General features: G+C 52.0%; 17 protein-coding genes. 11 read left to right on the top strand and 6 right to left on the bottom strand.

Features of this window, described 5'->3' with window-relative positions; genetic code table 11:
- Positions 1-85: 85 nt before the first annotated feature.
- The 4 genes from P2G53_RS03795 to P2G53_RS03780 all read left to right on the top strand — a co-directional run bounded on the left by P2G53_RS03795 (position 86) and on the right by P2G53_RS03780 (position 4,013).
- Positions 86-1,024, top strand: coding sequence for a nucleoside recognition family protein (locus tag P2G53_RS03795; RefSeq protein ID WP_275813976.1), 939 nt, complete (start codon positions 86-88; stop codon positions 1,022-1,024).
- A 206-nt stretch (positions 1,025-1,230) separates the two neighbouring features.
- Positions 1,231-2,253, top strand: coding sequence for a glycosyltransferase (locus P2G53_RS03790; RefSeq protein ID WP_275813973.1), 1,023 nt, complete (start codon positions 1,231-1,233; stop codon positions 2,251-2,253).
- A complete protein-coding gene (locus P2G53_RS03785; RefSeq protein ID WP_275813970.1) occupies positions 2,253-2,939 on the top strand; it encodes a YrbL family protein in 687 nt (228 codons plus the stop codon). Before P2G53_RS03790 ends, P2G53_RS03785 begins: the two co-directional genes overlap by 1 nt.
- 111 nt (positions 2,940-3,050) lie before the next feature.
- Positions 3,051-4,013, top strand: a complete 963-nt coding sequence (locus tag P2G53_RS03780) for a glycosyltransferase family A protein (protein WP_275813968.1) — start codon at positions 3,051-3,053, stop codon at positions 4,011-4,013.
- 66 nt (positions 4,014-4,079) lie between these two features.
- Here the strand turns inward: P2G53_RS03780 and purT are convergent, their stop codons facing one another.
- Positions 4,080-5,261, bottom strand: a complete 1,182-nt coding sequence (purT, locus tag P2G53_RS03775; RefSeq protein WP_275813966.1) for a formate-dependent phosphoribosylglycinamide formyltransferase — start codon at positions 5,259-5,261, stop codon at positions 4,080-4,082.
- A 118-nt stretch (positions 5,262-5,379) separates the two neighbouring features.
- Here purT and P2G53_RS03770 point away from each other — a divergent pair, with 118 nt between their 5' ends.
- Together P2G53_RS03770 and P2G53_RS03765 are read left to right on the top strand one after the other, a co-directional pair.
- A complete protein-coding gene (locus tag P2G53_RS03770) occupies positions 5,380-5,904 on the top strand; it encodes a hypothetical protein (RefSeq protein ID WP_275813963.1) in 525 nt (174 codons plus the stop codon).
- A gap of 194 nt (positions 5,905-6,098) precedes the next feature.
- Positions 6,099-6,500 (top strand): phnA protein, encoded by a 402-nt coding sequence (locus P2G53_RS03765; RefSeq protein WP_275813960.1) that lies wholly within the window; start codon positions 6,099-6,101, stop codon positions 6,498-6,500.
- Here P2G53_RS03765 and P2G53_RS03760 read toward each other — a convergent pair.
- Entirely contained in the window at positions 6,495-8,039 is a 1,545-nt protein-coding gene (locus P2G53_RS03760; RefSeq protein ID WP_275813957.1) for a cryptochrome/photolyase family protein, read from the bottom strand. The genes P2G53_RS03765 and P2G53_RS03760 overlap by 6 nt on opposite strands.
- A gap of 112 nt (positions 8,040-8,151) precedes the next feature.
- On the opposite strand from P2G53_RS03760, the gene P2G53_RS03755 reads away from it, so the two are divergent.
- Positions 8,152-8,988: a hypothetical protein gene (locus tag P2G53_RS03755; RefSeq protein WP_275813954.1), complete on the top strand. Its 837-nt coding sequence runs from the start codon at positions 8,152-8,154 to the stop codon at positions 8,986-8,988.
- 15 nt (positions 8,989-9,003) lie between these two features.
- Here the strand turns inward: P2G53_RS03755 and P2G53_RS03750 are convergent, their stop codons facing one another.
- On the bottom strand, positions 9,004-12,189 hold the full coding sequence (locus P2G53_RS03750; protein WP_275813951.1) for a mechanosensitive ion channel domain-containing protein: 3,186 nt from the start codon (positions 12,187-12,189) through the stop codon (positions 9,004-9,006).
- Positions 12,190-12,225: 36 nt separating this feature from the next.
- On the bottom strand, positions 12,226-13,122 hold the full coding sequence (locus P2G53_RS03745; RefSeq protein ID WP_275813948.1) for a LysR family transcriptional regulator: 897 nt from the start codon (positions 13,120-13,122) through the stop codon (positions 12,226-12,228).
- A 107-nt stretch (positions 13,123-13,229) separates the two neighbouring features.
- On the opposite strand from P2G53_RS03745, the gene P2G53_RS03740 reads away from it, so the two are divergent.
- From P2G53_RS03740 to P2G53_RS03725, 4 genes are all read left to right on the top strand, one after another.
- The gene (locus P2G53_RS03740; RefSeq protein WP_275813945.1) at positions 13,230-13,823 is read left to right on the top strand and encodes an NAD(P)H-dependent oxidoreductase; all 594 of its coding nucleotides are present in this window, start codon (positions 13,230-13,232) and stop codon (positions 13,821-13,823) included.
- Between the two features lie 33 nt (positions 13,824-13,856).
- Positions 13,857-14,708 carry a pirin family protein gene (locus tag P2G53_RS03735; RefSeq protein ID WP_275813942.1) on the top strand — a complete coding sequence of 284 codons (852 nt, stop codon included), beginning with the start codon at positions 13,857-13,859 and terminating at the stop codon, positions 14,706-14,708.
- A gap of 114 nt (positions 14,709-14,822) precedes the next feature.
- Positions 14,823-15,794, top strand: a complete 972-nt coding sequence (locus tag P2G53_RS03730; RefSeq protein WP_275813939.1) for a GlxA family transcriptional regulator — start codon at positions 14,823-14,825, stop codon at positions 15,792-15,794.
- An 87-nt stretch (positions 15,795-15,881) separates the two neighbouring features.
- Positions 15,882-16,598 (top strand): DJ-1/PfpI family protein, encoded by a 717-nt coding sequence (locus P2G53_RS03725; RefSeq protein WP_275813937.1) that lies wholly within the window; start codon positions 15,882-15,884, stop codon positions 16,596-16,598.
- 159 nt (positions 16,599-16,757) lie between these two features.
- Here the strand turns inward: P2G53_RS03725 and P2G53_RS03720 are convergent, their stop codons facing one another.
- Positions 16,758-17,816, bottom strand: coding sequence for a hypothetical protein (locus tag P2G53_RS03720; RefSeq protein WP_275813935.1), 1,059 nt, complete (start codon positions 17,814-17,816; stop codon positions 16,758-16,760).
- Between the two features lie 567 nt (positions 17,817-18,383).
- Positions 18,384-18,992 (bottom strand): hypothetical protein, encoded by a 609-nt coding sequence (locus P2G53_RS03715; RefSeq protein ID WP_275813933.1) that lies wholly within the window; start codon positions 18,990-18,992, stop codon positions 18,384-18,386.
- Positions 18,993-19,109 lie beyond the last annotated feature (117 nt).

Genomic DNA, 19,109 nt, shown 5'->3' with positions numbered 1-19,109 from the left:
GATGACCGGGTCGGTGTTTTCCCTTATAGATTCAGGTCATTTCAACCCTTAAACTAAGCGTTTTGCACTGCATCAAGGGGGACGTGTGCAGCAGATTATTGATTTGATTCTTGAATCGGGGCGCAGTGGCCTGGATATGGCTCTCTATATCCTGCTCCCCATTATGGTCATCATGCTCTCCTTGATGAAACTGCTTGATGCCAAAGGTGTACTCAGCTGGGTCTCCAATAAACTGGCGCCAGTGACACGTATTTTTGGTGTACCGGGGTTAGGTATCTTTGCCATGCTGAAGCTGCTGTTTGTCAGTTTTGCGGCACCTATTGCCACGCTCTCCCTGATGGATCGCAATGGCACCTCAAAACGGTATATTGCTTCTACCATGGCGATGGTGCTGGCCATGTCTCAGGCCAACGCCTCTTTTCCGCTGGCCGCTGTCGGACTCAATCTGGGCGTCACGCTTGTTACCTCCTTGGTAGGTGGTCTGGCGGCGGCTGCATTTACCTATTATCTGCTTACCAGAAACATGGATGCTGGAAACCAGTCTGAAACAGAAGTGCACAGCGCTTCGGAAGAACTGAAAAACAAAACCGTCATGCAGATTCTGACGGAGGGTGGCAATGAGGGGCTGAAAATTGTGGTCGGCATGGTGCCGATGCTGATTCTGGCCCTATTTCTGGTGAATGTTCTGAAAGCCACCGGTGCGATTGCACTGCTGAGTTCAGCACTGGCCCCTGCCCTGGCACTGATTGGTTTACCTGAAGCCACAGTATTGCCGCTTGTGACCAAATTTATTGCCGGGGGTACCGCGTTTATGGGCGTGACCATCGACCTGATGAATCAGGGATTGATCTCGGTGCAGGATCTGAACCGCATGGCGGGTTTTGCCACCAACCCGATGGATGTTCTGGGGGTCGCCATTTTTGCGGCGGCCGGTGCCCGCGTCTCATCCATCATGCGTTATGCCGTTTATGGCGGGATTTTTGGCATGCTGCTCAGAGGTGTGTTGCATCTGGTGATCTTCTGATACACGGGTCTGTGGCCTGATCAGAGATTGTGTCACCGAAAGGCAACAATCAGGTTGATATATCAGCGGCTTTATGCAAAGTTTAGCGCCCATATTCTGGCGCTGAGCCAGATGGCGTGTGGTTGCCTTTTTTCCGTTTTTTTGTCCGTATCAGCAACAGTGAAAAAGCAGCGCGTCACCCCTATTTTCCGCTTGGAGGTATCCCCATGAGAGTGCTGCATGTTGCCTATCAGCAGCTACGCCGTTACGGTAAAACCCGTGTTAGTTGGGCTAACAAACTGACTCAGGGGTTGATCCGCAATGATCACTTTGTTCAGGTGTTCAGCGATCGGGATGTGGCGGCATTTGAAGCCTTTCTGGGTATTCGGGAACTCGGTAAAAAGAAAGCCAATCAGCGCCTGATTGAAACAGTCGAAGCCGTTGAACCGGACCTGATGATTGTTGGCCACTGTGATCTGATCACCAATGAAACCCTGGCCCTGATACGCCAGCGTTGGCCCTCCATTGTGATGGCACACTGTAATAATGACCCGTTGTTTGTGCCTTCCAATGTGGATCGTATTCGTCATCGCGCTGAAGTGGTGGATGCGGTGTTTGTCTCTACCGGTATGCCTGAGCTGAAACAATTCGAGACTTCACCAGCGCGTTTCTACCATATGCCGAACCCGGTGGATGCTTCCATTGAAACGCTGGATAACAGCCAGCGCACTGACCTGCCGGTTGATCTGCTGTTCTGCAGCAACAGTAATGATTTTACCCAGCGCCGTGACATTGTTGTGTATCTGAAAGAGCAGCTGGGTGATGAGCTGAACTTCAACACCCCCGGCAGCTTTGGTCAGTCTCCGGTCTGGGGGCGGGATTATGAACGCGCCCTGGCCGATACCCGTATGGGGCTTAACCTGAATCGTCAGGAAGGGGATTACTGGTACTCATCAGCGCGGATGGCGCAGCTGGCTGGCAGCGGTATTTTGCAGTTCACCCACAGTGCCCCTAAATTTGATGAACTGCTTCCCGCCGAAACGCTGGTGTATTTTGATGATATGGAGTCGCTGCGCGACAGAATCCGTGAATTCCACCATGACGATGCCAAGCGTCAGGCCTGGGCAAGTCGTGCCCGGACCTTTTTCCACGAGCATATGAATTCCAAACTTTACGCTCAGTATATTCTGGAGTGTTCACTCGAGATGCCGTTGTCACATGACTACGTCTGGCACCGTGAGGCGTTTTAATGAGCATAACGCTCGCTGATCTGGCGCCTTTTGCCCGGGGCGGGAACCGTTTGTGTTACGTGTATCCCGCTGACAGAGGGCGTTGCATCAAAGTGCGTCGGCCGGACTTTACTCTGGAAGATCGACGTCGCAAAAAAGGTTTTCCTAAAAACCTGCTGCCGCTGTCTCACTTCGATGACAATCGAGAAGAGTTTCAGGTGATGGCGTTGCTGGACCGGTTGTATGGTGAGCCGCTTTACCGACACGTAAGCCGTTGTTTTGGTTTTGTGGAAACCGATATGGGTAAAGGTCTGGCATCGGAATTGATTCGTGATGCTGACGGTGCGGTGTCACAAACTCTGAAAAAAGTGATCTGGGATGAGGGCTTCAGTGAACAGTGCCAGCAGGCCGTGGCGGTGTTTGCACAGTTCTGGCAATCCTACTCAATTCCATCAAGGGATCTGTTGTTGCACAACATCGTGGTGCAGCGAGACGAACAGGGTGATATCGCTCGCCTGGTGGTTATTGATGGCCTGGGCAGTCAGGGTTTGATCCCCACGCACTGGATGCCCAAAGAGCTTCAGGTTAAAAAAGCGACCAAAAAAGTGGCTAACCTTTACAAGCGCATTGAAACGCTTTTGGGCCAGCGCGGTCAGGAACAGTTTCCCGGTTATCACGGCGAGCTGTTACACAACGACAAGCCTTAAGTGCATTACGCTCCTTATATTCACTTCTTTGAATTTATTTAAGTTCTGTTTAATATTTGTCAGGCATTCTGTACGGATTACCGACTAAAACAAAAACAGGACTCGGCCTGAATGTGGACGCTTAGCAGTAAAAAAAGGCGCCTGAAAAATCAAAGGGAATTACTGATTGCACAAAGAAGTGCACGGCTGTCTGCGCAGTATCAGTGGAGTGCGATCAACTCCACTTCCACCGGTGTTGGCAATGATCTTGCCGACGACATCATTGTTTCGCTGACCACCTTCGATAAACGTATCGATGACGTCTATCTCACCATTGAAAGCCTCTTGCAGCAGTCGCTGAAGCCTGACCGGATTATCCTCTGGGTTTCAGAGCAGGAGTTTTCAGCCAACGATATCCCTCATGTGCTGAGACTTCAGGAAAAACGCGGTCTGGAAGTGCGTTTCTGTCCTGAAAATCTGGGGCCCTATAAAAAGTATTTTTACACCCTGAAAGCGTATCCCCGGAGCCTTATACTGACTGTAGACGATGACATTCTGTATCCCCATGATCTTGTGGATATGCTTTATCGAAACTACAAACGCTCACCGAATGTGATTCATTGCACCCGTGCACACGGTATGCAACTTTCCAGTTATGGTGAGGTTTTACCTTATAAACGTTGGGATCGTCCTTGCCGTGAATCGCAGCCTTCTCTACTGACATTTCCTACGGGCATCGGTGGCGTGTTGTACTTTCCGGGTTGTTTTGATGAACAGGTAATGGATCAATCACTGTTTATGACCCTGTGCCCCAATGCCGATGATGTCTGGCTCAAAGCGATGAGCCTGAAAAAAGGCATCAAGTGTCAGAAAGTGAAGGATGAGCGAGATTTTGGTCTCAGATTTCCGGTCATTCCCGGCAGTCAGAAACATTGCTTAAAGAGGATGAATAAATCCCGCTCAGATGGCAATGACGTCAAACTTAAAGCGGTATTTGAGCACTTCAAACTGCATGAAAAGCTACAGCAGCCAGCCCCTGGCAGCGCTTCGCGAAATCATCAGCCGGATGTACAGGCCGTCCTGAATACCCGCTAACGAGCATTTCGCAACAGCTGATAAACGAAGCCCGGTTACTGGAACCGGGCTTCTGGTTTTGCAAGATCAGAGCGCTGCTTTGACCGCCGCTGAGGCACGTTTTGCTTTTTCCAGCGCAGCGTCCAGGGTCAGATCGCGCGCAAGGGCAACCCCCATGCGACGCTGACCGGAGACTTCCGGTTTACCAAACAGGCGCAACTGGGTGTTGGGTTCCGCCAGTGCCTGTTCCAGATTACCAAACCGTACCTGCGTGGATTCACCTTCTACCAGAATTACGCTCGATGCAGAGGGGCCATGGAAGTGGATATTGGGAATCGGTAATCCAAGAATGGCGCGAGCATGCAGGGCAAACTCAGACAGATCCTGAGAGATCATGGTGACCATGCCGGTATCGTGTGGACGGGGTGACACTTCACTGAAGTACACGTTATCCCCTTTGATAAACAGCTCAACACCAAAAATTCCTGAACCGCCCAGTGCCGCAGTGACCTTGCCGGCAATATCACGGGAGCGTTCCAGCGCCAGTTCACTCATTGCCTGCGGTTGCCAGGACTGACGGTAGTCGCCGTCCACCTGTACATGGCCAATCGGCTCGCAGAAGCTGGTCTGGCCGTTGTGACGAACAGTGAGCAGGGTAATTTCGTAATCGAAATCGACAAACCCTTCAACGATCACCTTACCCTGACCGGCACGACCACCTTCCTGAGCGTATTTCCAGGCGGGCAGAATCTGATCTGCTGTGCGCAGGGTGCTCTGCCCTTTACCGGATGAACTCATAATCGGTTTCACTACACAGGGCAGGCCGATCTGCGCCACCAGAGCTTCATAATCGGCCTGATTGTCGGCAAAGCCATAGGGGGAGGTAGGCAGTTCGAGTTCTTCGGCGGCCAGGCGGCGAATCCCCTCGCGGTTCATGGTCAGGCGTGCAGCACGGGCAGTGGGGACCACGTTGTAGCCTTCCTGTTCCAGCTCAACCAGGGTATCCGTGGCGATGGCTTCAATCTCCGGCACGATCAGGTCCGGCTTTTCCTGCTCAATAATCTGGCGCAATGCCGCTCCGTCCAGCATGGAGACCACATGACTGCGGTGGGCGACCTGCATGCCCGGCGCGTTGGCATAGCGGTCCAGCACAATGACTTCTGCGCCCAGGCGCTGCAACTCAATAACCACTTCTTTGCCGAGTTCTCCACCGCCACAGAACAGGACCTTAGTGGCTGATGGGGAGAGTGGTGTGCCCAGTTGACGCATCTGTCATTCCTCTGCTTGAAAATATTTCACGCATTATAAAGCCCGTAATGGCCCATCGGCCAGCATACGGTTGATGCTCAACTATACTGTTAGAGCTGTTTCAACGGGAGGTTTCCAGGTGAGACGACTGGTGTTTCTAGCCCAGCGATTGCAACAGGCAAAAACCGTGGTACAGGCAATACAGGCTCTGGGTATCGATGAAGAGTGCATCCACGTGATTGCAAAAGACGCTTCTCAGCTCGAGAAATTCGGTCTGACACCGGCCTCACGCACTGAAACAACAGAAGTGGAAAATGACATGGACTGGGGCATGGTAGCTGGCGGGAGTTTTGGCTTAATTGCCGGGCTTGCCGCAGGTACCGTTTTGGGTCCCCCCAGCATTGTGCTGGGTGGTGGCGCACTGCTTGCTGCCAGTTTGCTAGGGATTGGCGTAGGTGGCTGGTTGGGACGGCTGGTTGGTGCCGAAACACCGGCTACGTTTTTGCAAAAGTATGAACATGCCCTGCAACAAGGTGGATTTTTAATGGTGATAGACACGCCGACAGAGCAGATGCCCAAGGTGCATTTCACTATCCGCGAACACTGTCCACAGGCGCTGATCGAAGTGTTCTATCCCCACTGGGATCACCAGCAGGCAGCGTAATTCCCTTGCCCATTTGGGCCGATTAGCCGGAGTATTCCTCCGGCATCCGGGGGCAGCTCTAGAGCTGCCCCCTGTTTTTGGGTGCCAGTCTTATCAAAACTTGCCTGATGGGCTGTCAAAAACAGTCAAGCTCTCGCTTGATCTGCCGTATTAGGTTTATCGTAGACCGATTAAATAAGTACAGGAATTGAGCTATGTCTAAAGGGCATGACCGACATCAGGAACGGCACCATGGTTTGTCTCTCTATGGTAAGGATCTGGTGCGGCGCTGCGGATCGCATTGTGAGCTGTGTGATGCGCAGGGGGTCAAACTCGGCATTTTTGAGGTGCCGCCTGTTGGGCCTGAGCCCAGCTTCGAGCAGTGCATCATGATCTGTGAAACCTGTCAGGAGCAGTTGGAAAAACCAAAACGTCGTGACCCTAACCACTGGCGCTGTCTGAACCATTCCATGTGGAGTCAGGTGCCTACTGTCAAAGTCACCGCGGTGGCGATGCTTAAAGCCCTGAGTGCTGATCAGAGCTGGGCCGCGGAACTGCTTGAGCAGGTTTATCTTGAGCCGGAAGAGGAACGCTGGCTGGAAGAATTAACGCTATAAGTGGTTCAGTTGTTTGAGATAGGTTCTGGCCTGCTCCAATACCGCCTGTTTTTTTGCCGGATCACGTTTCTGCCAGTTTTTGATCACCAGCGCCATGCGTGGATTTGATTCAAACCGGGACTGGTGCAAATCGATAAAGTGCCAGTAAAAGCTGTTAAACGGGCAAGCCTTTTCCCCCACTGTTTCTTTCACGTCGTAGGCACAGACAGTGCAGTAATCACTCATCTTGTTGATGTAATTTCCGCCGCCAATATAGGGTTTGCTGGCGACCAGGCCGCCATCGGCAAACTGGCTCATCCCTCGGGTATTGGGCATCTCAACCCACTCGATGGCATCCACATACACCCCCAGATACCAGGCATCCACCTGATTCGGATCGATCCCGGTCAACAGGCAGAAATTGCCGATCACCATCAGCCGCTGAATATGATGGGCATAGGCAAACTCCAGAGACTGTCCCAATGCTTTCTGCAAACAGGCCATCTGGGTGTCACCCTGCCAGAAATAGTCCGGCAGGGTACGTTCAGCCTGCAGCGCGTTTTGTTCGGCATAGGCGGGCATATTGGCCCAGTAAATTCCCCTGACAAATTCACGCCACCCCAAAATCTGTCTGACAAAACCTTCGATCTGTGACAGTGGAATTTGCTCTGGCGCAGTACGATAGGCACTCATCGCTGCTTCAATGACCTGCATCGGATGCAGCATCTTGGCATTCAGAGCAAAGGAGAGCCGGCTGTGATACAGGCTCCAGCCGTCGGGATGATGGGTCATCGCATCCTGAAACTGGCCGAAACGGGGTAGTAGATGAGTGCAGAAAAATGCCAGCAGTGATTCTGCCTGCCGGCGCGTGACCGGCCAGAGCAGGGTGTTTTCAGCTCTGCCAAAGTGGCTGACGTTGTGCCGTTTGAGTCGATCCAGAATTGATGACACATCATTCACAAAGGTCAGGGGTTCTGGCAGATGGCGCAGGTCTTCAGGTTTCAGGGTCTGGCGGTTTTCGGTATCAAAGTTCCAACGGCCGCCTTCCGGTGTATCCTGCTGCATCAAGATATCAAAACGCTGCCGCATGCGCCGGTAGAAGAACTCCATCCGGTGCGCTTTACCCGCTTTGAACTGATCCGGGATCTCCTCAATGGGCAGCAGAAAGTGCTCTGTATCGGCCTCGAAAACCGGTATCGACTGGGAAACAGCCCAGGCACGTAACTGTTCCAGCAGGCGATATTCATCGGGTCGCTGATACTCGACAGCGCTAATATCGTGCTTCTCGATCAACTGATTCAGCAGGTCGGGCAGGTCTTTCAGGTGAGAGGTGTCATCCAGTGTCAGATGCCAGACACGATGGCCGGCCTGTTCCAGTGCCATTGCAAACTGAGCCATGGCCGCAAAAAAAGCACAGATCTTTTGCACATGGTGTTTAACGTACCCCACTTCCTGCGGCAGCTCGGCGATCAGGTAGATCACCTGATCATTCTGTTCACGAAACCATGAGTGTCTTGGGTTGAGTTGATCGCCAAGGATAAGGCGCAGGGTTTTAGGCATGGGAGTCTCTTTTGCAGGCAGCTACTCTGTATACGGCAGAGCACAATGAACAGATTGCACCGGTGCAACCGGGCTGGGTATGATGCCGATTGAATCAGATTAAGAGGCCGTGATGGCGGAACAGGATAAACCAATTTCAACCTCTGCACTGGCCCGTGAGCTGGATAAACCCACGCGACAGATGTTTGCTGAGCTGGAAGCCCTGGGCTGGATCAAACGCCAGGATGAGAGCTGGTTGCTGACCGCCAAAGGCGAATTTGAAGGTGGCCAGTATCGGGACAGCGATAAGTTTGGCCGCTATATCACCTGGCCGGTCAGTGTCTGTAAACATCCGGCGCTGGTCAGCGCCGATGCTGAATTGCTGACCTCCTTACAACTGGCAAAAGCACTTGAGCTACCGGTCCGGCAATTACGGCAGCTGTTGCAGCTGCTGGGCTGGCAACAGCCTGCAAGACGTGGCTGGGTACTGACCCCACGGGGAATCGCCATGGGCGGGTGCCAGCGTGAAAACACCCAGACCGGTGTGCCTTTTATTCTCTGGGCGCCGGCCATTCAGACTTCATCAGCCCTGCTGACTCTGTGTCAGCGGTACAGTGATCAGGCTGCGGATGCTCAGGGTGTCTTTGGTGGGCTGGATGGACATCGCCTGCGACTGCCTGCGCTGAAACAGATTGATGACTGGTTGTTCCTGGCCGGACTGCAGCATGCCACTGACTGGCCCCTGCCGCTGGATGAAACCCTGAGCGCAGACTTTTATCTGTCTGTGGAGGGTATTCTTATTGAGTATTGGCAGCCGGATGCGGATGCGGCCACCCTGAAACAGATGATGCGCAAGCGCGAACTATACCGGCAACATCAGCTCCCCTGTATTGAAATTCAGGCCGAAGATCTGGCGCAGCTGGATGAGAGCCTGCGCCGGGCCTTGTTGCGATTTGATATCGAAGTCTGAATTGCACCCTCTGTCTTAATTGCGCTTCAGGTGCACATCCAACTGCGGGAAGGCAATCTCAATTCCGTGTTCTTTGAATCTGGCATCAATCGCCTGATTCAGTTCATGGGTCACCGGTAAGCGGTCAGACATGGCACTGACAAAAACCCGCAGTTCAAAATCCAGTGTGCTGGCGCCAAAGGCCATGAAAAAGGCGTTAGGTTCGGGGTCTTTGAGCACCTTGGGATGATTACGCGCAACCTCCAGCAACAGTTGCTGAGTCAGTTGCGTATCAGTGCCGTAGGCAACGCCCACATTCAATACCACCCGGGTGACGGGATCGGTGAGTGACCAGTTGATCAGTTGATCGGTGACAAAGGTTTTATTGGGGATGATGACCTCGCGCCGGTCCCAGTCAGAGATGGTGGTGGCGCGGATCTGGATTTTAGTCACCGTGCCGGTGTAATTACCGATGGTGATGGTGTCGCCCAGCCGGATCGGCTTTTCAAACAGGATGATAATGCCCGAGATAAAGTTGGCAACGATCTCCTGCAAACCAAACCCCAGCCCAACACCCAGCGCAGCAATCAGCCACTGCAGTTTTGACCACTCCAGTCCCATCGAAGAGGCTGCAGCAATCACACCGGTGACAATCAGCACATATTTGGTGATGGTGGTGATGGCGTAGCCGGTGCCGGGGTTCAGCGTCATGTGCTTGAGAATCAGTAACTCCAGCAGGCCGGGCAGGTTATAGGCCGCCAGGGCACTGAGGATAATCACGATGGCGCCATAGGCCAGATTCTTAAGCGTAATGCTCTGACTGATGATCTGGGCACCATCTGGGCCGGTGACGGTACTGCTCCACAGCACCACCTGATCCAGCAGATCAAGATTGGGCAGGGCGTTACGGATGGTGAGCCAGATCAGCAGGAAAAACAGGATCACGGTGCCGGTTTTCAGCAGAATCCGCGCCTGATCGGAGATGGTCTGCAGATCCAGATAGTTCTCTTCCAGTTGCGGTAGCTCTTCATTTTTCTCCCGTGCTTCCAGAATTTCTGTACGGCGGTCACGGGCGCGTTTAAAGGCCAACTGACGCTCAGAGATGAGCAGCCAGCGGTTGCCCATACGGAAAAACAGCAGGGTTGCGGTGAAAATGCCCACCAGTACCAGCAGCAGCAACATCAGCATGGCCGCGCTGTACACGTAGCCCAGTAACGCCGCCGCAATCATCAGCAGATGCACGCCGACCAGTCCGGGCAGCCAGACCTGAGACTGCTGCCACCAGCGGTGACTACGGGTGAGCTGGTTAATCTGCGGAGCCAAACGCCGCAAAGAGGACCAGAACAGGGTGATCAGCACCGTCAGCAGAATAAACGCCAAGCGTCCCAGACCGGATTGCAGGGAGGGTTCCAGCGAACGATCCGCTGCCACAATCAGCAATACCAGCGGCATGCCTAGCCAGAACAGATAATGAATCCGGTTACTCAACCCGCGGCAGAGGTGCTCTGGTGTGGCAAAGTGCGCTGCCATCAGTCCGTTGGGCACGCTCAGCCACAGCAGCAGGGTCTGATAACAGAACAGGCCGAAGGTAAAGATCAGGCAGAGCAGACGGACCAGGCCCTGATCCCACCAGGCCGCCAGATTGACCAGTTCAAGACTGACCAGCGCAATGCCCAGCGGAATGGGCAGGCTGATGATCAGGGGCAGGGTCAGCATGGCAAAGGTGCGGCTGAACCGATCACTGATCACATTGCCCAGTTGTGTCCGCCAGCGTTTGGCTGAATGTGTCAGACGGCGCAGGGCAAGCAGCCCCAGCCCGCTGATCAGCAGCCAGACGGCCAGTTGCCGCCCCCAGTTGGGTTGCGGGCTCCAGAATGGCTGCTGACTATCCGGCCTGAGCGACTGAGCCAGAATGGCAAAGCTGCCACTGATTTCGTCCGGCCAGGCTGTGTTGATCGCGGGGACGCTGGGAATCCACAGCAGGTGTTGGTAGATCAGCGCCTGACCACGCTGTACCTGAGTGGTGATCTGGTCCTGCACTTCCAGCAGTTGAGATAGCTCATTGATTGCCTGGCTGGTGGCTTCTTTCAGGCGTGTCAGCAGGATGTTTTCATTACGCAGCAGTTTGTCCATTTGCTGCTGTTCTGCTGCGCTGCGTTCGGTAGCCGGTGGCGTTTGGTTATTCAGTGAATAGAGGCTTCTGGATACCTCCAGATTGGTCAGCCGGAGTTTGTCCAGTTGCTGCCGGGTATCCCGGTCCGGGGCGCTGTTACTCAGGCGTCGGGTATAACGGCGCAGTTCACTGCCCAGTGGCGAGCTGCTCAAGGCTAGTTCCTGCTGTATCGCCTGATAACTCTGGGTGATGATGGCCAGCTCGGCTTCCAGTTGGCGCCGTTTACTGATGGCCTGTTCTGTTTTGGCCAGCGTGCTGCGCAACTGTTCGCTCAGTTTCAGGTTGCGTGACTGCTGTGCCTCTACCGCCGGACTGAGCTGATCCAGCTCAGCGTCATCGAGTTGTTCCAGTGCGGCTTCGGTTTCATTTCGGCGCTTTTGCTGGACCTGATCTTGCAGCGCCTTAACCCACGCCTGCTGTTGTGTCAGGCGGCGTTTTGTTTGCTCCCGTTGCAACTGATTCAACTCGTTCTGACCCGGCAGGATCAGAAGTTCCAGCTCAAGTGCCTGAATCTGGGTATTACGGTGGGCAAACTCGATGGAATACAGCTCAGGATCGGCTTGCTGGGTGACACTGGGGTTTTTCTGTTTCAGCTGGGCCAGTTGTTCGCGCAGGGTGATCAGGCGCTGTTCATTCTGATTGATCTGATTCAGCAGGTTGTCCTGACTCTGCTGTAACTCCAGTTGCTGTGCTTGCGCCAGCGTTAGCTGAGATTCCAGTTTATCCAGCGGCAGGTTTTTGGGCAGTTCGGGTTTGCTGTCAGGCAGCGGGCTGTTGAGTTGCTGCTGCAGTACACGTTTCTCTTCAGGCAGGGCATTCAGTTGCTGTTTAAGCTCGGCAATTCTGGCGTCGGCGCTCTGGGTTTCCTGCAGCAGGGTAATCAGTTTTTGCAGTCGCTCGCGCTGAACTCGGGTGTCGTTACTGCCGTCGTCAGCCGGCAGTTGCTCAAGTCTTTGCTGGTATTGCTTAAGCTGGGCATTCACGTCGGCATAAAGATTAAAACTGACGCTCAGCAGTATCAGAGTGACAAAAGTAATGATGAAACGCATATAAGAACGGTGTCCTGAAATCCTGATCAATTCAGTCTACTCCTGAGATAAGACACTTGCCTGCAAAGTTTCGGTCAGCATACTGCCCAGACAGCGTGCAGCAGGACCGGCACTGTCACCCGCGCTGTAGATAAGATAGAGCGGGACTTTACGCCGCCCGCCTGATTCAAGCGGCAGCGGTTTGAGTAAACCCTCTTTGAGGGCCTGCCGGATCTGGAGTTCCGGCAGCCAGGCATAACCCAGGCCTTTTTCTACACTCTGGATCGAGGTTTGAATATGGCTGACGGTCAGGCGCTGCTCTGCTCCTAACCAGCCCGCATCCAGATTCCGCCGACCCGAGTCACGCACCACAATCTGACGGTGCAGACGCAGATCCTGATACTGCAGTGGACGATCCAGCAGGTGTAACGGATGTTGGGGGCTGGCTACAGCGATAAACTCCACATCAAACAGCAGCTCACCAAAAAAACCGGGTGGTGTGCGCCCACCAATCACCAGATCGGCCCGTTGCTCCAGCAGGGCTTCATCGGTGCCGCTGAGCACGGTCTCCTGCAGAGTTATGCGGGTCAAGGGTTGGCGTTCGCTGAAGCGGGACAGCGCTTTCAGCATCACCCAAATAGGGAACAGGGTATCCATCGCCACCGTCAGGGCCGGTTCCCAGCCCTGTGCAAGCTGGGCCGCGAGCGACTCCACCTGCGTGGCTTCATCAACCAGTAAGCGGGCGCGGCGATACAGGGTCTGTCCCGCCGGGGTCAGCACAGAACGTCGGCCTTCCAGCCGGAACACCCGCACATTCAGCCGGCTTTCAATCTGCTGTACTGCGTAACTGACGGTGGACTGGCTTTTCTGCAGGGCTTCTGCAGCGGCCGCATAACCGCCTTCATCCACAACCGCCAACAGACATTGCCACTGTTCCAGTGTTACCTGAGTCAATGAAGTGCTCCATTATCGAATTATTCGATCATATCTTACTAATTTTAGCTGTTTTTAATCGTTTGAGTAGGTGAAAAAATGGATTCATCAACTCAGGAGGTTACACCATGCCAACACTTCTTCAGATTCGTAGCAGTATTATTGCCGAGAACAGCCAGTCTAATGCACTGATGAATGCCTACACCGAGGCGTGGAAAGTGCGCACTCCAGAGGGTCAGATCATCGTCCGCGATCTGGCGGCAGAGCCGCTGCCAGTGCTGGACAGCGCCACCCTGGGCGCGCTGATGACCGCGGCTGATGAACGCAGTGCCGAGCAGCAGGTGGTTGTGGCGTTGTCTGATCAGCTGATCGAAGAAGTCCGTACGGCGGATCAGATTCTGATTGGTATCCCCATGTACAACTTCGGTATTCCAGTACAGCTAAAAGCCTGGTTTGACCTGCTGGCCCGCGCCGGTGTGACTTTCAAATACACCGAAACCGGTCCTGTGGGCCTGCTGCCAGATACCCCGGTGGTCATGTTTGCTACCCGTGGCGGTATCTACCACGCCAATGGACAGGATTATCAGATGCCCTATGTGGAACAGTTCCTGGCCTTTATCGGTCTGACTCAGACCGAAACCGTGTTTGCTGAAGGGCTGAACATGGGCCAGGCAGAAACGGCCAAAGCCGCTGCCCAGCGCCAGATTGCCGCTCTGGTTTAAAAGGCAAACAGACAACAGAGCCGGAGGTAAAACATGACACAGTTACGCGAAATCACCCGGATCATTCCGGGACGCGCCACCAGTGACGGGGCAGGAGTCAGGCTGATGCGCAGTCTGGGCCAAAACCCGGCCACCCGCGCCGACCCGTTTCTGATGCTGGATGCGTTCTCATCAGATAATCCGGATGACTACATTGCTGGTTTTCCGCCCCATCCGCATCGAGGTTTTGAAACCGTAACCTATATGCTGGATGGCCGGATGCTGCATAAAGACCATATGGGCAATGAAGGTCTGCTGCGCGCGGGTGGTGTGCAGTGGATGACGGCTGGCCGGGGTGTAATCCATGAAGAGCGTCCGCAGCAGGAGCAGGGGCTGATGCGTGGTTTCCAGCTCTGGGTCAATCTGCCTGCGGCGGAAAAAATGAAACCGGCGGCCTATCAGAATATCGAGCCGGAAGATCTGGTGCAGATCGATCTGCCGGGGCAAGCCGCATTGAAACTGATTGCCGGTGATATTGAGCTACAAGGCCAGCACTATATCGGCCCGGTCTCCGGCGTTAGCGCCGACCCGCTGATGCTGGATATTCAGCTTGAGCCAATGCAAACCCTGCAACTGCCTGTACCTGACGGACACCAGGCTGTGCTCTACCCGTTTGAGGGGTTGTTAACAGTCTCTGGTAAAAAACTGGAGGCTAATCAGGCCGCCGTGTTGGGGCAGGGCGACAGCGTGGTGCTGAGCAGCGGTGCAGAGGGTGGCCGTGCTCTGTTGCTGGCCGCTCGACCCATCGGTGAAGAAGTGGCGCAATACGGCCCCTTTGTCATGAACACCATGGATGAGCTGGAGCAGGCGATTCAGGATTACCGGGATGGCCGGCTAACCGGCTAAACCAACAGGGAGGCCAACTTAGTTCAGTCAGGGTTACATTTGTCCTTATTTGCTGCAATTCTGTCTTTGTGGACACAAAACGGGATTGATAACCTCAAATCAAGGTGAATATCCATGACTGAACAAACAACAACATTAAACATTGGGGTCGTGATCTTCCATGAGGCGCAGGTGCTTGATATCACCGGGCCCCATGAGGTGTTTTCATCGGCCCGCGTGTTACAGCAGCAATACGGATTATCCGAACAGTACCGGGTGTTTCTGATTGCAAAAACACGCACGCCGGTCACCATGTCATCGGGCATGCAACTGATGCCTGATTACGACTTCACCGATTGCCCAGCCGATCTGGACACGCTGATTGTGCCGGGGGCAGAAAACATTCAACTGGCACTGGATGATGCCGCACTGCTGGCGTGGATTGCACAGCAGTCCCGATGTGTGCGGCGGCTGGTGTCGATCTGTACCGGTGCTTTTCTCCTCGCCCGGCTGGGTTTGCTCAACGGTAAAAATATCACGACCCACTGGGCCTATTGTGCGGATATGCAGCAACAGTTTCCGCAACTCAACATCGAATCTGACGCCATCTTTATCAAACAGGGCAACACCTATACCTCGGCGGGCGTAACGGCGGGTATGGACCTGTCGCTGGCGCTGGTGGAAGAGGATGCGGGCAAAAAGATTGCCATGAGCGTCGCCCGGAAACTGGTGGTGTTTTACAAACGACCGGGCGGTCAGAAACAGTTCAGTGAATTTATCCTGTCGCAGTCCAGCAGCCATTTCAGCGCCCTGATTGACTGGATTCTGGATAACCTGTCAGCGGACCTGTCCATCGAAATACTGGCAGAACGCGCCAATATGAGCCCGCGCCATTTCAATCGCAAATTCAAATCTGATGTTGGCGAAACTCCGGCCAAATTTGTTGAGCGCCTGCGTTTGTGTCAGGCCCGCATGCTGCTGGAAAACAAAACCACCGTACTGAAATCCATTGCCGATAAATGTGGTTTTAAAAGTGAAGAACAGATGCGCCGGGCGTTCCAGCGGGAGTTGTGTGTAACCCCCAACGAATACCGCGTCCGCTTTTGAGTCCGGGGCTGGATATTGACCGATTTTTCCTCTGCAGAATCATCTGGGTTCTGTGCTGTTAACAATAAAACACAAAGGAGCAACACAATGGAATTATCGGAAATCGCTGGCCTGAGGCCGGATATGCTGGACCGTGAACAGGTGGAGCCTGCCATACAGAAAACCGTGGGCGTATTGATCTTTCCCGGCTTTGAACTGCTGGATGTCTACGGCCCCATGGACCTCTGGTCCAACATCAATCTGGTGCCGTCACAGCTCTGGAAACACCCCAGTGACATGGTGGGTGTGTCGCTGGTCACTGTGGCCGCGGACAAGGGTGAAACCCCCTCGCATGGTGGTATTAAAACCGTGGCTGAATTTGATTATGACGATTGTCCGGCACTGGACTATCTGATTGTGCCGGGTGGCTGGGGCGCGGTACCGCTGGTAGAACATCAGCCAACGCTGGAATGGCTGCGACATCAGGCGCAACAGGTCGAAATTCTGATGTCGGTCTGTAACGGTGCTTCACTGCTGGCTGCGGCGGGTATTCTGAACGGTCTGGAAGCCACCACCAACAAACTGTTATGGAATGAGGCCACCGCGCCGGGTCCCGAAGTGAAGTGGGTTAAAAAAGCCCGCTGGGTAGAGCAGGGCAATATCATCACCGCCTCCGGCATCGCTGCCGGAATCGATATGACCCATGCGGTGATCTCACGCCTCTATGGTGAAGATGTAGGTACCTGGATCGAACTCTGGACCGAATATGAACCCCACCGCGACGCAACATGGGACCCTTATGCCGGGATGGCGGGGTTGGTGTAACTGCGCATTGAGTCTTCCCAATCACGGGTATGGGTGAATATCCGTGATTGGGGTTATAGGCGGCAATCTATACTTACTTCTGTTGGATCTTCTACAAAAGCCTAAACTGCCTTTGTTATCTCCGGGCCTATTGGGTAACTCCTGCCAGAAGTGGCGAGTTTACGAGTCCGACTTGTTCATATTGTTAGATACCGGCTGAATATTTCGATACACAGCAATTGGGTGTACCACTATTCTTGGATAACTATGGAAAGATGTAAATTTTTCCATATTACGCAATGCTGGAAATATTGCTCTAAATGCTCTCTCAATGGCTTCTACTTCAGTTTCCCCTTCAATATCCTTCTTCTTTACATATGGTTCATACATATCGAATAGAGTGGTTTCATCTCTAGGTGGTACTGAAGTGACAAGTCCAAGAACGCACAGCTTTCGGTTTGGTTCTGAACCATATCCATACATGAGATGCTTTAAATCATCATCAATAAAACAAGTCCTTTTCAAATTGGCTATTATCTCAATTTCTGGAAATTCTTCAAAAGGACAAACTCGTAGATTTAAACGGCCATCAATATATGTATCGATCCATTCTCTAACACCTTCAAATAGCCACTCTGGAAGCTTGGCTTTATCAATGTTCTCAGTGATCAATTTATCGTATTTTTTAAACTCTGCTGTCGCATCCTTATATCTCTTAGAATTCTTTCCGGACTCTTCTTCTATAGATTTTAACTGTAGCTTTAGTTGATCTATATTTAACACTGAATTCAATTCGCAGCGTTTAATAAAACCAAGCAAATCATTAAAGTTTTTTGTTGATTCATAAAGTTTCTCAAAATCTTCAAAAGCACACCATCCCTCAACTTTTACATATGGGGATTTTGATATTTCTGAATGCATTATTTCAAGAGAAGAATTATCTGAAATCGATACCGTACCGTTTATATTGGTAGCAAAACCGAGTTCAATCAAAGTTTCCTCAAGTCTTACCAGAAGATCATGATGTAGGACTTTTGTTTCTAAAACAGTTTTTTTATCTGTTTGGATGCCACCAAATTCAGACTTGAATACTTTTAATAACTCATACTTTCGGATGTTTCTTTCATCTTGAGTTTCTTCTGATGTCTCAGCTCTTTGCTTAGCCAAACCACCTTCTAATTGACTGACAAGAGAGGCTGCTTTATCAAAGTCAAAATACAATATATCCCTAAGGTTCAATGTAATATCCTTTGTCTTTAAAGAAATGTTACGCTCAATAAAGGGGCCGAAAAAGCGTAGCTTTTGAGTACCAAGTACGCCTGTAGGTGTACTTTAATTTTTTTGTTATAAATCACTTCTAGCCCTAGAAAAATAATAGCCTGCTACAGCACCAATAATGGCACTGCCAAATGCTAAAAGCTCCGAGAAATAGGGACTCTTTGCAATAGTGGCAAACGTGATTAACGCCAATATTCCAAATGTAAGCATAAGTGCGAGAAGAGGAGCTGCGCGCTTATTGAGCCGTTCAGTCAGTGGTTCGGCTTTACCTATGCCACCACATGATCCACACATTAGCCCATGTTGGTTTTGTAGCTGCCAGAACTTAAGTTCATTTCGCTTAGCACACGCCAAGCATGAGGCTCCATCCTGTCCATTGGAGCATGTTCCAGTACCGGAGCAGTGTTTACATTCATGTAAATTAGCGGTTACTTGCACGATATTCCCTTCTATTTATAACGCTTAGCGCAACGGCGAAGCACGCAGTGCTGAGTCCGGCACGTGTAGCGTGCGAACTGCCGCCACTTGTTAGGCTTTTGCACCTTTACGTTTCTGATAATCTCGACGATATAGCAAATAATTTAGTTTATGGAGCCCTTTAAGGAGATCAGTAGCTGAACTCAAAATTTTAACTGACGATTCAGATATACCCCAGCGAGCCTCAAAAGCTCCCAAGTCGCACGTAGACTCAGGTTGGTGCTCTTCAAGTAAAATGTAATTCCGCACTATTTTGTATATGCTGGATACTCCTGTTCTAGTATCGAAATCAACTTTCTTGGAAAGCCAAGCGTTTTCTTGGAAATTAAAGTTTTTCTTTAAATCAAGATCTGCAAGTATTGCCCAGAATTCACTAGGCATGTACTTGATAGTTTTAGGTTCAAAGATAAATGACTCCAAATAAATCTCGCCCCTAAAAAAGCCTAATGCGTATTCGTGTTTTTGCTTCTGCGATATAGCATAGATGGATATATCTTCACCAAAAGCACTCCATTTGAACTCCCAGTCGTCGCGTATTTTGGCGCTTTTTAATAAGTACTCAAAAGTTTCCTTCAGGCAAGAAGCAACGTCATCTTCTGGAAGTTCCCAGTATTGCTCTTTGCAGTTATCAAGTAGCTCGATAATTTCCCTTTCTTTCACAGTTGCCTCGCCTGATGCCTAACATCTAAATATACGACACGATGTCGTCTTATTCCGGCCGGGTATGGCACGGTATTGATTTCTAATAGTCTGAAGTTAAATAATTTTATTGCCTTT

Origin of the sequence: Neptuniibacter sp. CAU 1671 (genome assembly GCF_029222905.1) — a bacterium.
Classification (GTDB): domain Bacteria; phylum Pseudomonadota; class Gammaproteobacteria; order Pseudomonadales; family Balneatricaceae; genus Neptuniibacter.
Note: the sequence above shows the minus strand (reverse complement) of the source record. Positions and strands in the feature narration are given on the sequence as shown.

Excerpts from the sequence above, each read along its gene's own strand:
- P2G53_RS03760 (WP_275813957.1), bottom strand. The coding sequence starts at position 8,039 with ATGCCTAAAACCCTGCGCCTTATCCTTGGCGATCAACTCAACCCAAGA.
- P2G53_RS03785 (WP_275813970.1), top strand. The coding sequence starts at position 2,253 with ATGAGCATAACGCTCGCTGATCTGGCGCCTTTTGCCCGGGGCGGGAAC.
- P2G53_RS03790 (WP_275813973.1), top strand. The coding sequence starts at position 1,231 with ATGAGAGTGCTGCATGTTGCCTATCAGCAGCTACGCCGTTACGGTAAA.
- P2G53_RS03730 (WP_275813939.1), top strand. The coding sequence starts at position 14,823 with ATGACTGAACAAACAACAACATTAAACATTGGGGTCGTGATCTTCCAT.
- P2G53_RS03780 (WP_275813968.1), top strand. The coding sequence starts at position 3,051 with ATGTGGACGCTTAGCAGTAAAAAAAGGCGCCTGAAAAATCAAAGGGAA.
- P2G53_RS03740 (WP_275813945.1), top strand. The coding sequence starts at position 13,230 with ATGCCAACACTTCTTCAGATTCGTAGCAGTATTATTGCCGAGAACAGC.
- P2G53_RS03735 (WP_275813942.1), top strand. The coding sequence starts at position 13,857 with ATGACACAGTTACGCGAAATCACCCGGATCATTCCGGGACGCGCCACC.
- P2G53_RS03765 (WP_275813960.1), top strand. The coding sequence starts at position 6,099 with ATGTCTAAAGGGCATGACCGACATCAGGAACGGCACCATGGTTTGTCT.
- purT (WP_275813966.1), bottom strand. The coding sequence starts at position 5,261 with ATGCGTCAACTGGGCACACCACTCTCCCCATCAGCCACTAAGGTCCTG.
- P2G53_RS03750 (WP_275813951.1), bottom strand. The coding sequence starts at position 12,189 with ATGCGTTTCATCATTACTTTTGTCACTCTGATACTGCTGAGCGTCAGT.
- P2G53_RS03755 (WP_275813954.1), top strand. The coding sequence starts at position 8,152 with ATGGCGGAACAGGATAAACCAATTTCAACCTCTGCACTGGCCCGTGAG.
- P2G53_RS03725 (WP_275813937.1), top strand. The coding sequence starts at position 15,882 with ATGGAATTATCGGAAATCGCTGGCCTGAGGCCGGATATGCTGGACCGT.